Source organism: Leclercia sp. S52 (assembly GCF_039727615.1).
In the GTDB taxonomy this organism is placed as follows: domain Bacteria; phylum Pseudomonadota; class Gammaproteobacteria; order Enterobacterales; family Enterobacteriaceae; genus Enterobacter; species Enterobacter adecarboxylatus_B.
In genome coordinates, this window is record NZ_CP152474.1 from 3,614,736 (window position 1) to 3,628,173 (window position 13,438).

Annotated in this window: 9 protein-coding genes, 1 tRNA gene and 2 rRNA genes; 6 read left to right on the forward strand and 6 right to left on the reverse strand. The window is 54.9% G+C overall.

Translation table 11 applies throughout. From position 1 onward, the window contains the following. The first annotated feature begins 165 nt into the window (after positions 1-165). Positions 166-855 (forward strand): uracil-DNA glycosylase, encoded by a 690-nt coding sequence (ung, locus tag AAHB66_RS17285; protein ID WP_347113776.1) that lies wholly within the window; start codon positions 166-168, stop codon positions 853-855. Between the two features lie 91 nt (positions 856-946). Here the strand turns inward: ung and AAHB66_RS17290 are convergent, their stop codons facing one another. Further along, entirely contained in the window at positions 947-2,047 is a 1,101-nt protein-coding gene (locus AAHB66_RS17290) for a tRNA/rRNA methyltransferase (RefSeq protein WP_337013882.1), read from the reverse strand. A 206-nt stretch (positions 2,048-2,253) separates the two neighbouring features. Between AAHB66_RS17290 and trxC the strand changes: the two genes are divergently transcribed. The 5 genes from trxC (at position 2,254) to AAHB66_RS17315 (ending at position 7,976) form a co-directional block, all read left to right on the forward strand. Beyond that, positions 2,254-2,673 carry a thioredoxin TrxC gene (gene trxC / locus AAHB66_RS17295; RefSeq protein WP_142486746.1) on the forward strand — a complete coding sequence of 140 codons (420 nt, stop codon included), beginning with the start codon at positions 2,254-2,256 and terminating at the stop codon, positions 2,671-2,673. A gap of 71 nt (positions 2,674-2,744) precedes the next feature. Continuing rightward, complete coding sequence (gene tapT / locus AAHB66_RS17300) at positions 2,745-3,443, forward strand: tRNA-uridine aminocarboxypropyltransferase (protein ID WP_347113778.1); 699 nt, start codon at positions 2,745-2,747, stop codon at positions 3,441-3,443. Between the two features lie 35 nt (positions 3,444-3,478). Continuing rightward, positions 3,479-6,142 carry a protein lysine acetyltransferase gene (gene pat / locus AAHB66_RS17305; RefSeq protein ID WP_347113779.1) on the forward strand — a complete coding sequence of 888 codons (2,664 nt, stop codon included), beginning with the start codon at positions 3,479-3,481 and terminating at the stop codon, positions 6,140-6,142. A gap of 110 nt (positions 6,143-6,252) precedes the next feature. Continuing rightward, positions 6,253-7,608 (forward strand): CDP-diacylglycerol--serine O-phosphatidyltransferase, encoded by a 1,356-nt coding sequence (pssA, locus tag AAHB66_RS17310; RefSeq protein WP_347116511.1) that lies wholly within the window; start codon positions 6,253-6,255, stop codon positions 7,606-7,608. 44 nt (positions 7,609-7,652) lie between these two features. After that, positions 7,653-7,976, forward strand: a complete 324-nt coding sequence (locus AAHB66_RS17315; RefSeq protein ID WP_347116512.1) for a YfiM family lipoprotein — start codon at positions 7,653-7,655, stop codon at positions 7,974-7,976. Here the strand turns inward: AAHB66_RS17315 and AAHB66_RS17320 are convergent. The 5 genes from AAHB66_RS17320 to AAHB66_RS17340 all read right to left on the reverse strand — a co-directional run bounded on the left by AAHB66_RS17320 (position 7,973) and on the right by AAHB66_RS17340 (position 13,407). After that, positions 7,973-9,280 carry an MFS transporter gene (locus AAHB66_RS17320; RefSeq protein ID WP_347113780.1) on the reverse strand — a complete coding sequence of 436 codons (1,308 nt, stop codon included), beginning with the start codon at positions 9,278-9,280 and terminating at the stop codon, positions 7,973-7,975. The genes AAHB66_RS17315 and AAHB66_RS17320 overlap by 4 nt on opposite strands. A gap of 152 nt (positions 9,281-9,432) precedes the next feature. Continuing rightward, positions 9,433-9,888, reverse strand: coding sequence for a DUF4385 domain-containing protein (locus AAHB66_RS17325; RefSeq protein WP_347113781.1), 456 nt, complete (start codon positions 9,886-9,888; stop codon positions 9,433-9,435). Positions 9,889-10,005: 117 nt separating this feature from the next. Further along, positions 10,006-10,121 (reverse strand): 5S ribosomal RNA (gene rrf / locus AAHB66_RS17330). 93 nt (positions 10,122-10,214) lie between these two features. After that, positions 10,215-13,123 (reverse strand): 23S ribosomal RNA (locus AAHB66_RS17335). A 209-nt stretch (positions 13,124-13,332) separates the two neighbouring features. Beyond that, positions 13,333-13,407: transfer RNA gene (locus AAHB66_RS17340), tRNA-Glu, on the reverse strand. Positions 13,408-13,438 lie beyond the last annotated feature (31 nt).

A 13,438-nucleotide genomic window follows, 5' to 3' on the forward strand; every position in this document is an offset into this window, starting at 1 on the left:
TACAAGGAGATTATTGTTTTATATCAATTTTCCCCACCACCTGATTTCAAAAAATCTCGTAAATTTTAAATATTTTTCAACAGGATGACCTTTTTTCCCCGGCAATTTTGCTCCCTCGTCATAAGCAGTTAAGCTAGGGGCAGAGAAAATTCGCAGGAGAGCGAGATGACAACACCTTTAACCTGGCACGACGTACTGGCCGATGAGAAAAAACAGCCTTACTTCGTCAACACGCTGAACACGGTTGCCGCCGAACGTCAGGACGGCGTCACTATTTATCCGCCGCAGAAAGACGTGTTTAACGCCTTTCGATATACCGAATTGGCCGATGTCAAAGTGGTGATCCTGGGTCAGGATCCCTATCACGGGCCGGGCCAGGCGCACGGTCTGGCCTTTTCCGTGCGTCCGGGCGTTGCGACCCCACCTTCCCTGCTGAATATGTATAAGGAGCTGGAAGCCTCGGTACCCGGCTTTACCCGGCCCGCGCATGGCTATCTGGAAAGCTGGGCGCGCCAGGGTGTTCTGCTGCTCAACACCGTGCTAACGGTTCGCGCGGGACAGGCGCACTCCCATGCCAGCCTCGGCTGGGAGACGTTTACGGATAAAGTCATCAGCCTGATTAACCAGCATCGGGAAGGGGTGGTGTTTTTGCTGTGGGGATCGCACGCGCAGAAGAAAGTGGCAATCATTGATACCCAGCGCCATCATGTGCTGAAAGCACCGCACCCGTCACCGCTGTCAGCGCATCGCGGCTTTTTTGGCTGCAACCATTTTGTGCTGGCGAATGAGTGGCTGGAGAAACAGGGCGAAACGCCGATTGACTGGATGCCAGAGTTACCGGCTGAAAGCGAATAGAGTTGTTTTGTAGGCCCGGTAAGCGTAGCGCCACCGGGCAAAATGCCGGGTGGCGGCTTCGCCTTACCCGGCCTACACGAACAAAGCGGAATTACGCTTTGTTCTGACGCCACCACTCCGCCAGCAGAACGCCGGTCGCAACGGATACGTTGAGGCTTTCCACATTGCCGGTGCCATCGATTGAGACGCTCAGATCGGCGCTGGACAGTGCCGCATCGGTCAGACCATCACGCTCCTGACCCAACACCAGCACCATTTTACGCGGCAGTGTCGCTTTAAACAGCGGCGTGGTGCCCTTATGGCTGGAGGTGGTCACAATGGCGTAGCCGGCTTTACGGAACTGCTCAATGGCTTCCAGCACGCTGTCGCCGGTGATCGGCTGAACGTGCTCCGCGCCGCCTTCCGCCGTACGGATTGCCGCACCGGATTCCAGCAGAGCCGCATCCTGCAACAGTACCCCTTTCACGCCGAAATGAGCGCAGCTGCGCATCATCGCGCCGAGGTTGTGCGGGTTGCCCACATCTTCCAGGGCCAGCACGCAGTCATCTTCACCTGCCTGGCTAACCCACTGCTTAACGGTCGTTCCGTTACGTTTCTTAATCAGGAAGCAAACGCCACCGTGGTGTTCGGTGCCAGACGCTTTGGTGATCTCAGCATCGTCTACTACGTGGTAGGCTTTGCGGTTGGCCGCCATCCAGCGCAGCGCTTCTTTGAAACGCGGCGTGACGCTCTGGATAAACCAGGCGCGAACGATGCAATCAGGACGGCTCTGGAACAGGGCCTGGCAGGCGTTTTCACCGTAGACGCGGGTCTCTTCCGCGCGCTGACGGCGGATCACTTCGGGATCGATTACCGCTTTACCGGCCATGCTGCCGTGATCGACGGGTGCCTTTGACTCATCGCCCGGTGCGCGGGAAACGGTACGCCACGGGGACGCATCGCGGTTAAAGTCGTCGCGTTTGAAATCATCACGCTTACGGTCGTCACGTTTACGATCGTCGCGTTTGCGGTCATCACCGCGGCTGTTTCTCTCATCGCGGGCGGGGCGACGGCCACCGTCTGCACGAGATGGCCCTGGACGCCCGCCACCTTTTCCGGTACGCGGATTTTCGGTGCGTTTATCAGAGTCATCATCACTGCGGACATACATCACTTTGACCTTGCCGCTTTTGTTTTTCAGTTCGTCGTTCATGCTTTTCTCCACCAGCGCTGCGCGAAGCGCGCAGATTACCCGATGTACCCGCGCATAGCCATTACTTCGTATAAAAGCCTGTGACTATTGTTCTCATTGAATAAAACGCATTGTCGTTTCAAACAGGGTCGTTGATAATATGTAACATATTGGAAACATAACCGGCATAGTGCCGCTTTGTCCCCCTGCTCTACCTGAGGTTAGTTATGAATACCGTATGTGCCAACTGCCAGGCTCTTAACCGCATTCCGGATGATCGAATTGATGATGGAGCAAAATGCGGACGCTGCGGTCATGAATTGTTCGATGGTGATGTCATTAATGCTACCGGTGCAACTCTGGATAAACTGCTGAAGGACGATCTGCCGGTAGTGGTTGATTTCTGGGCCCCGTGGTGCGGCCCGTGCCGTAACTTCGCGCCGATCTTTGAAGATGTCGCAGAAGAGCGTAGCGGGAAAATGCGTTTCGTTAAAGTGAACACCGAGGCCGAACGCGAGCTGAGCGCCCGTTTCCGCATTCGCAGTATCCCGACCATCATGATTTTCAAGAATGGCGAAGTTGTTGATATGTTGAACGGCGCCGTTCCGAAAGCCCCGTTTGACAGCTGGCTGAACGAATCCCTCTGATATTCCGGGGCACGTAACTTGTGCCCCGCTCTCGCCTCTGCGAGAATGGCGTTTTTTCTGCGCACTCCCCCATGACTGATAACGCCGTACTGCAATTGCGCGCCGAACGCCTGCCGCGTGCGACTCGTCCCTTTCTTGCCCGTGGTAACCGCATTCGTCGCTGTCAGCGCTGCCTGCTGCCGCTTAAGCAGTGCCTTTGTGCGACCCTGACTCCCAGCCATGCCCACAGCCGTTTTTGTCTGGTGATGTTCGATACCGAACCGATGAAACCCAGCAATACCGGGCGGCTGATCGCCGACATTTTACCGGATACTGCCGCCTTCCAGTGGTCACGCACCGAGCCACCGCAGGCCCTGCTCGATCTGGTCGCCTGCCCCGATTATCAACCGATGGTGGTGTTCCCGGCCTCCTATGCCGGCGATACTCGTCCAGTACTCGCCGCCCCACCCTCCGGCAAGCCACCGCTGTTCATTATGCTGGATGGCACCTGGACCGAGGCGCGCAAAATGTTTCGCAAGAGCCCTTACCTGGATGCCCTGCCGGTGATTTCCGTCGATCTGTCCCGCGTTTCCGCTTATCGCCTGCGCGAAGCCCATGCCGAAGGCCAGTACTGCACCGCCGAAGTGGCGATTGCCCTGCTGGATCTGGCGGGTGATGTGCAGGCAGCGGGCGCACTGGGCGATCACTTCACGCGTTTTCGTGAACGCTATCTGGCCGGAAAAACCATTCATAAGGGAAGCATCACAGCAGCGGAGCCGGAAAGCGTTTAAAATCATCAGGTCACTCGCCCTTCCAGGAGACTTGTATGAGCCAGCGCGGGTTAGAAGCCTTACTCCGCCCTAAATCCATCGCCGTGATTGGCGCGTCGATGAAACCCGAACGCGCCGGTTACCTGATGATGCGAAACCTGCTCGCAGGCGGTTTTAACGGCCCGATCCTGCCGGTGACGCCGGCTTATAAAGCGGTGCTGGGCGTTCTGGCCTGGCCTGACGTGGACAGCCTGCCCTTTATCCCCGATCTCGCGGTGCTGTGTACGCATGCCCGACGTAATATCGCGCTACTCGAAGCGCTGGGGAAAAAAGGCTGTAAAACCTGCATTATTCTCTCCTCGCCGCCGGAACAACAGGCGGAGCTGCTGGCCTGCGCGGCGCGATACCAGATGCGGCTGCTGGGGCCAAACAGCCTTGGCCTGCTGGCACCCTGGCAGGGGCTGAACGCCAGTTTCTCTCCCGTGCCGATACGTAAAGGCAAACTGGCCTTCATCTCCCAGTCGGCGGCGGTCTCCAATACCATCCTCGACTGGGCTCAGCAGCGCGAGATGGGGTTCTCCTACTTCATCGCCCTGGGCGACGGGCTGGACATCGATGTTGACGAGCTGCTGGATTTCCTGGCGCGAGACACCAAAACCAGCGCGATTTTGCTCTATCTGGAGCATCTCAGCGATGCGCGACGCTTTGTATCGGCGGCCCGTAGCGCCTCGCGTAATAAACCGATTCTGGTGATCAAAAGCGGACGTAGCCCGGCCGCTCAACGTCTTCTGCACTCCCATTCAGGGATGGATCCGGCATGGGATGCCGCCATCCAGCGCGCCGGTTTACTGCGCGTTCAGGATACCCACGAACTCTTTTCCGCTGTCGAAACGCTCAGCCATATGCGCCCGCTGCGGGGAGAGCGGCTGATGATCATCAGCAACGGTGCCGCGCCGGCCGCGCTGGCGCTGGACGAACTCTGGCTGCGCAACGGGAAGCTGGCTGCACTGAGTGAAGAGACGCTCCAGCGCCTGCGTGATACGCTACCGCCCGGCGTGGAGCCGGGTAATCCCCTCGATTTACGCGATGATGCCAGCAGCGATCGCTATATCAGCGCCCTCAACATTCTGCTGGAAAGCCAGGATTTTGATGCCCTGATGGTCATTCACTCTCCGAGTGCTGCGGCACCGGGTAGCGAAAGCGCCCGTTCACTGATTGAGGCCGTGAAAAAGCATCCGCGAGGCAAATACGTGTCGCTTCTGACCAACTGGTGCGGCGAGTTTTCCTCTCAGGAGGCGCGCCGCCTGTTCAGCGAGGCGGGATTGCCGACATACCGCACCCCGGAAGGCACCATCACCGCGTTTATGCATATGGTGGAGTACCGGCGTAACCAGAAACAGCTCCGGGAAACGCCTGCGCTCCCCGGCAATCTGACCGCCAATACCGGCCACGCCCGGGCCCTGCTACAACGCGCCATCGATGACGGCGCTCGTTCGCTGGATACCCATGAGGTGCAGCCGATCCTCAACGCCTTCGGCATGCATACCCTGCCGACCTGGATCGCCAGCGACAGCGCGGAAGCGGTGCACATCGCCGAGCAGATTGGTTATCCGGTGGCGCTGAAACTGCGCTCCCCCGATATCCCGCATAAGTCAGAAGTTCAGGGAGTAATGCTGTATCTGCGCACCGCGGCGGAAGTGCAGCAGGCGGCCGATGCCATTATCGATCGCGTCAAAATGACCTGGCCCCAGGCGCGCATTCATGGCCTGCTGGTGCAAAGCATGGCCAACCGCGCAGGGGCGCAGGAGCTACGGGTTGTGGTGGAACACGATCCGGTCTTCGGCCCGCTGATCATGCTGGGTGAAGGGGGCGTGGAGTGGCGCCCTGAAGATCAGGCGGTAGTAGCCCTGCCTCCGCTGAACATGAACCTTGCGCGTTATCTGGTGATCCAGGCGATCAAGAGCAAGAAGATCCGCGGGCGCAGCGCCCTGCGGCCGCTGGATATCGCCGCCCTGAGCCAGTTCCTGGTGCAGGTATCGAACCTGATTGTCGACAGCCCGGAAATCCAGCGCCTGGACATTCATCCTTTGCTGGTATCCGGTAGCGAGCTGACGGCACTGGATGTAACGATGGATGTGGCAGCCTTTACCGGCGATCGTGAAAGCCGTCTCGCGATCCGCCCTTATCCCCATCAGCTTGAAGAGTGGGTGGAGATGAAAAACGGCGAGCAGTCCCTGTTTCGTCCCATCCTGCCCGAAGATGAACCCCAGCTGCAGCGCTTTATCGACCAGGTGACTAAAGAAGATCTCTACTACCGCTACTTTAGTGAAATCAACGAATTTACCCACGAAGATTTAGCCAATATGACGCAGATCGACTACGATCGGGAAATGGCTTTTGTTGCCGTCCGCCGCACGGATGAGGGCGATGAGATCCTTGGCGTCACGCGTGCGATCTCCGATCCGGATAACGTCGATGCGGAGTTTGCAGTGCTGGTTCGTTCCGATCTAAAAGGCCTGGGATTAGGAAGACGGTTACTGGAAAAGCTAATCAGTTATACGCGAGATCACGGACTTATCCGCCTCAATGGCATTACTATGCCCAACAACCGTGGCATGATCGCCCTGGCGCGAAAATTAGGCTTTACCGTTGATGTTCAGCTGGAAGACGGCATTGTCGGGTTGACGCTGGCGCTAATGTCGGCAGGTAAACAAGAGTAAGGTACTGGAAATGTTGACCACTTTAAACGGCACTGGTGGTATGATTGCCCGCTTCTGTTGTCTGCATAGTCCATATAATCCTTCAATGAACAGAGAAGAAACGCACTGTGATGTTGTCCAAATTTAAGCGTAATAAACATCAACAACACCTTGCTCAACTACCGAAGCTTTCTCAGTCAGTTGATGATGTAGAGTTCTTTTATGCTCCCGCCGATTTTCGGGAGACGCTGCTGGAAAAAATTGCCAGCGCAACGCATCGTATCTGCATTATCGCGCTTTATCTTGAACAGGATGAAGGCGGCAGCGCCATTTTACGCGCAGTATACGAAGCCAAACGTCAGCGCCCTGAACTGGATGTACGCATCCTGGTTGACTGGCATCGCGCCCAACGCGGACGTATTGGCGCGGCCGCATCCAACACCAATGCCGACTGGTATTGCCGCATGGCGCAGGAGAACCCTGGCGTAGACGTGGCGGTTTATGGTGTCCCGGTTAACACCCGCGAAGCACTCGGCGTCCTCCATTTCAAAGGCTTCATCATTGATGACAGCGTGCTGTACAGCGGCGCGAGTCTGAATGACGTCTATCTGCATCAGCTCGATAAATACCGTTACGATCGCTATCACCTGGTGCGTAATACCCGCATGGCGGACGTCATGTTCGGGTGGGTGGATCAGCACCTGGTGCGCGGTCGCGGCGTGAATCGTCTCGACGATCCCCATCGTCCAAAAAGCCCGGAGATTAAAAATGACATTCGCCTTTTCCGTCAGGAACTGCGCGATGCCATGTACCATTTCCAGGGCGATGCGGATAACGAACAGCTGGCGGTAACCCCGCTGGTGGGTCTGGGCAAATCCAGCCTGCTGAATAAAACCATCTTCCATCTTATGCCGTGCACCGAGCATAAGCTGACCATCTGCACACCGTACTTCAACCTGCCGGCCGTGCTGGTGCGTAATATCATTCAGCTTTTACGCGACGGTAAAAAGGTTGAGATTATCGTCGGCGATAAAACCGCGAACGATTTCTTTATCCCGGAAGATCAGCCGTTTAAGATCATCGGCGCCCTGCCTTATCTGTATGAAATCAACCTCCGCCGCTTCCTCAGCCGCCTGCAGTATTATGTGAATACCGATCAGCTGGTGGTGCGTCTCTGGAAAGATGAGGACAACAGCTATCACCTGAAAGGGATGTGGGTTGATGATGAGTGGATGTTGCTGACGGGGAATAACCTCAACCCGCGCGCGTGGCGACTGGATCTTGAGAATGCCATTCTGATCCACGATCCTCGTCATGAACTGGCTGCTCAGCGCGATCGCGAGCTGGAGCTGATCCGTACCCATACCACTGTGGTTAACCACTATCGCGATCTGCAGAGCATTGCCGATTACCCGGTTAAGGTCAGAAAGCTGATCCGCCGTCTGCGCAGGATCCGAATCGATCGCCTGATTAGCCGCATTTTGTAATCTTCAGCCCTGTCATTGACGGGGCTTTTTTTATGGAGGTCGTTGTGCGTTATTTCCTGTTGATGGGCAGTCTGATACTGTCCGGCTGCAGCCATATGGCTCAGGATAGCTGGTCTGGTCAGGATAAGGCACAACACTTTTTAGCCTCGGCGATGCTATCCGCTGCGGGTAATGAATACGCTCAACGTCAGGGCGTTAGCCGCGATCGTAGCGCTGCGTACGGTTTAATGTTTTCGGTCAGTCTGGGCGCATCGAAGGAGCTATGGGACAGCCGCCCGGCGGGGAGCGGCTGGAGCTGGAAAGATTTTGCCTGGGATATCGCCGGCGCAACGACCGGCTATAGCCTGTGGCAACTGGCAGAGCACTAAAGGCGGACCCCTTTTCCTTTTCGGTGCAGCATCAAAGAGACAATAAATGCCAGCGCCCCCATCAGCGTGACGTACCAGAAGAAGATGGTCTCACTGCCTGCCGATTTCAGTGACAGCGCGACATACTCCGCCGAGCCGCCAAACAGCGCATTCGCTACCGCATAAGACAACCCAACGCCCAGCGCACGTACCTGAGCCGGAAACATCTCTGCCTTAAGGATACCGCTGATAGAGGTGTAAAAACTGGCAATGAGCAGCGCTACCATTACCAGTGCAAAAGCGGCATAAGGAGATGAAACATGCTGAAGTGCCGTGAGAATGGGCACAGTGCATAACGTCGACAACCCGCCAAAAATCAGCATTGAGCTACGCCGGCCGATTTTATCTGACAGCGCACCGATGAGGGGCTGAATCAGCATAAAGACAAAGAGCGCCACCGTCATGACCATACTCGCCACATTAGCGTGCATACCCGTAGTGTTAACCAGATACTTCTGCATATAGGTCGTGAAGGTATAGAAGGTGAGCGAACCGCCTGCGGTAAAGCCAAGCACCATCAAAAATGCCTTCCGGTTACGCCACAAACCTTTAAATGAACCCGCCTCTTTTAAAGCGCGCACCTCTTTTCGGGAAGTTTCCTCCAGCTGGCGACGTAACCACAATGCCACCACGGCAAGTACCGCGCCGAGTGCAAATGGAATACGCCATCCCCAGGCACGAAGATCTTCATCACTTAGCACCTGCTGCAGGATCACTACCGCCAGGATAGCCAGCAGCTGGCCGCCTATCAACGTTACGTACTGGAAGGAGGCATAGAAGCCTTTACGCCCTTCCACGGCCACTTCACTCATATAGGTGGCGCTTGTGCCATATTCTCCCCCGACGGAGAGCCCCTGGAACAAACGCGCCAGTAACAGTAAGGCCGGCGCCCATGTGCCGATCGCGTCATAGCCGGGCAGACAGGCAATCACCAGAGAGCCGAAACACATCATGCAGACGGAGATCAGCATGGAGGTTTTTCGCCCTTTTCTGTCGGCTATACGGCCAAATAGCCAACCACCTATCGGACGCATTAAAAAACCAGCGGCAAAGACACCGGCCGTTTGCAGCAGTTGGGTAGTGGTGTTGCCGGATGGGAAGAAGATATGGGCAAAATAGAGCGAGCAAAATGAGTAAACGTAAAAGTCGAACCATTCAACCAGATTGCCCGATGATGCGCCGACGATCGCCCAGATTCTGCGGCGGGTATCGCCGTCTGTTGCTTTTTTATTCTCCGTATCTGTATTTGCTACGGTTTCTGTCATTTTAAATCCCCTGTCTTACATTGCGGGCCATTGCACCCATTCCAGTAAAACCAGATTTAAAATTTAACGTTAGGTAAAAAAATTGTTTCTATTATGTTTCATTTGGTTTTGTGATGCTCATCATAAAATGAGCGCTTCTGCGGATGACATTATTATCCCCACTTTTTCTGATGCGCTTGTTTTCTTTGCAAATAATCTTCGTCAGCGCGAATTTTATCCCACCATTCTTTGAAGATTTTTGCCGCTTCGGCTTTAACAGGATCGTGATCTAACGGGCGAACATTGCGTTCATCATCGTACTTTTTTCCGCCTTTGTGGTTGGCGTAGCGTCTGGCGCGGGTATATCCCATCTGAATAAATTTTCTGGCCATATCCATACCAACGAAATCGTTCTGTTGACGGTATTGCTCAAACAGCGCGTAGATCTCCTGCGCAGATTTGATCGCAACCTCAGCATTTTTGTATCGCCAGTGGGGGAGGATTTCGCTTTTGTAAGGTTCAACCAGCAGAACGCCTTGCTCTCCCCGCCCTACCTGGTAAAGCTCAGGATGGTCACGAAAGTTGGTGTTGGCGAAATCCTGTTCATAGTTAAAAGGTGGGTTTGGCAAAATAACCTCGCTGACGATGCGTATCTTGTTATTTTAGCCAGAGATTGTGGAGTTTGCCGGTTCGGGAGCAAAGCAAAAAAACCCCGTACCTTGCGGTACGGGGTTTCCTTAATTGATGCCTGGCAGTTCCCTACTCTCGCATGGGGAGACCCCACACTACCATCGGCGCTACGGCGTTTCACTTCTGAGTTCGGCATGGGGTCAGGTGGGACCACCGCGCTACAGCCGCCAGGCAAATTCTGTTGTTCACCCCGCCCTCGGGCGCAGTGATTAATCTGGTTCAGCTGAAAATCGTCTCAAATCCGCCGAAACAGCTTCGGCGTTGTAAGGTTAAGCCTCACGGTTCATTAGTATCGGTTAGCTCAACGCATCGCTGCGCTTACACACCCGACCTATCAACGTCGTCGTCTTCAACGTTCCTTCAGGAGCCTTAAAGGCTCAGGGAGAACTCATCTCGGGGCAAGTTTCGTGCTTAGATGCTTTCAGCACTTATCTCTTCCGCATTTAGCTACCGGGCAGTGCCATTGGCATGACAACCCGAACACCAGTGATGCGTCCACTCCGGTCCTCTCGTACTAGGAGCAGCCCCCCCTCAATTCTCCAGCGCCCACGGCAGATAGGGACCGAACTGTCTCACGACGTTCTAAACCCAGCTCGCGTACCACTTTAAACGGCGAACAGCCGTACCCTTGGGACCTACTTCAGCCCCAGGATGTGATGAGCCGACATCGAGGTGCCAAACACCGCCGTCGATATGAACTCTTGGGCGGTATCAGCCTGTTATCCCCGGAGTACCTTTTATCCGTTGAGCGATGGCCCTTCCATACAGAACCACCGGATCACTATGACCTGCTTTCGCACCTGCTCGAGCCGTCACTCTCGCAGTCAAGCTAGCTTATGCCATTGCACTAACCTCCTGATGTCCGACCAGGATTAGCTAACCTTCGTGCTCCTCCGTTACTCTTTAGGAGGAGACCGCCCCAGTCAAACTACCCACCAGACACTGTCCGCAACCCGGGTAACGGGTCCACGTTAGAACACCAGCCATTAAAGGGTGGTATTTCAAGGTTGGCTCCACGCAGACTGGCGTCCACGCTTCAAAGCCTCCCACCTATCCTACACATCAAGGACCAGTGTTCAGTGTCAAGCTATAGTAAAGGTTCACGGGGTCTTTCCGTCTTGCCGCGGGTACACTGCATCTTCACAGCGATTTCAATTTCACTGAGTCTCGGGTGGAGACAGCCTGGCCATCATTACGCCATTCGTGCAGGTCGGAACTTACCCGACAAGGAATTTCGCTACCTTAGGACCGTTATAGTTACGGCCGCCGTTTACCGGGGCTTCGATCAAGAGCTTCGCGTTGCCGCTAACCCCATCAATTAACCTTCCGGCACCGGGCAGGCGTCACACCGTATACGTCCACTTTCGTGTTTGCACAGTGCTGTGTTTTTAATAAACAGTTGCAGCCAGCTGGTATCTTCGACTGATTTCAGCTCCACCCGCAGGGGCTTCACCTACATATCAGCGTGCCTTCTCCCGAAGTTACGGCACCATTTTGCCTAGTTCCTTCACCCGAGTTCTCTCAAGCGCCTTGGTATTCTCTACCTGACCACCTGTGTCGGTTTGGGGTACGATTTGATGTTACCTGATGCTTAGAGGCTTTTCCTGGAAGCAGGGCATTTGTTGCTTCAGCACCGTAGTGCCTCGTCATCACACCTCAGCGTTGAAAAGGTACCGGATTTACCTGGAACCTCCGCCTACATGCTTAAACCGGGACAACCGTCGCCCGGCCAACATAGCCTTCTCCGTCCCCCCCTTCGCAGTAACACCGAGTACAGGAATATTAACCTGTTTCCCATCGACTACGCCTTTCGGCCTCGCCTTAGGGGTCGACTCACCCTGCCCCGATTAACGTTGGACAGGAACCCTTGGTCTTCCGGCGAGCGGGCTTTTCACCCGCTTTATCGTTACTTATGTCAGCATTCGCACTTCTGATACCTCCAGCAGACCTCACAGTCCACCTTCGACGGCTTACAGAACGCTCCCCTACCCAACAACACATAGTGTCGCTGCCGCAGCTTCGGTGCATGGTTTAGCCCCGTTACATCTTCCGCGCAGGCCGACTCGACCAGTGAGCTATTACGCTTTCTTTAAATGATGGCTGCTTCTAAGCCAACATCCTGGCTGTCTGTGCCTTCCCACATCGTTTCCCACTTAACCATGACTTTGGGACCTTAGCTGGCGGTCTGGGTTGTTTCCCTCTTCACGACGGACGTTAGCACCCGCCGTGTGTCTCCCGTGATAACATTCTCCGGTATTCGCAGTTTGCATCGGGTTGGTAAGCCGGGATGGCCCCCTAGCCGAAACAGTGCTCTACCCCCGGAGATGAATTCACGAGGCGCTACCTAAATAGCTTTCGGGGAGAACCAGCTATCTCCCGGTTTGATTGGCCTTTCACCCCCAGCCACAAGTCATCCGCTAATTTTTCAACATTAGTCGGTTCGGTCCTCCAGTTAGTGTTACCCAACCTTCAACCTGCCCATGGCTAGATCACCGGGTTTCGGGTCTATACCCTGCAACTTAACGCCCAGTTAAGACTCGGTTTCCCTTCGGCTCCCCCTATACGGTTAACCTTGCTACAGAATATAAGTCGCTGACCCATTATACAAAAGGTACGCAGTCACACCACGAAGGTGCTCCCACTGCTTGTACGTACACGGTTTCAGGTTCTTTTTCACTCCCCTCGCCGGGGTTCTTTTCGCCTTTCCCTCACGGTACTGGTTCACTATCGGTCAGTCAGGAGTATTTAGCCTTGGAGGATGGTCCCCCCATATTCAGACAGGATACCACGTGTCCCGCCCTACTCTTCGAGTTCACAGCAGGTGTATCTTCGTGTACGGGAGTATCACCCTGTACCCTGCGACTTTCCAGACGCTTCCACTGACACACATGCTGATTCAGACTCTGGGCTGTTCCCCGTTCGCTCGCCGCTACTGGGGGAATCTCGGTTGATTTCTTTTCCTCAGGGTACTTAGATGTTTCAGTTCCCCTGGTTCGCTTCGTTAAGCTATGTATTCACTTAACGATAGTGCAACGGATTGCACTGGGTTTCCCCATTCGGAAATCGTCGGTTATAACGGTTCATATCACCTTACCGACGCTTATCGCAGATTAGCACGTCCTTCATCGCCTCTGACTGCCTAGGCATCCACCGTGTACGCTTGGTCGCTTAACCTCACAACCCGAAGATGTTTCACTTCTGATTGCGAAAATTTGAGAGACTCCAACACACCGCTTATCTGCTCTTATTACGGAGAACAGACACGGCGTGTCGTTTCAATTTTCAGCTTGATCCAGATTTTTAAAGAGCAAATATCTCAAACATCACCCGAAGATGAGTTTTGAGATACTGATTGGTTGTGCCTTTCACTCACACCCAGCAAGTGGCGTCCCCTAGGGGATTCGAACCCCTGTTGCCGCCGTGAAAGGGCGGAGTCCTAACCGCTAGACGAAGGGGACACGATGTGTCACGACTTCGCAGCCGTCTTGC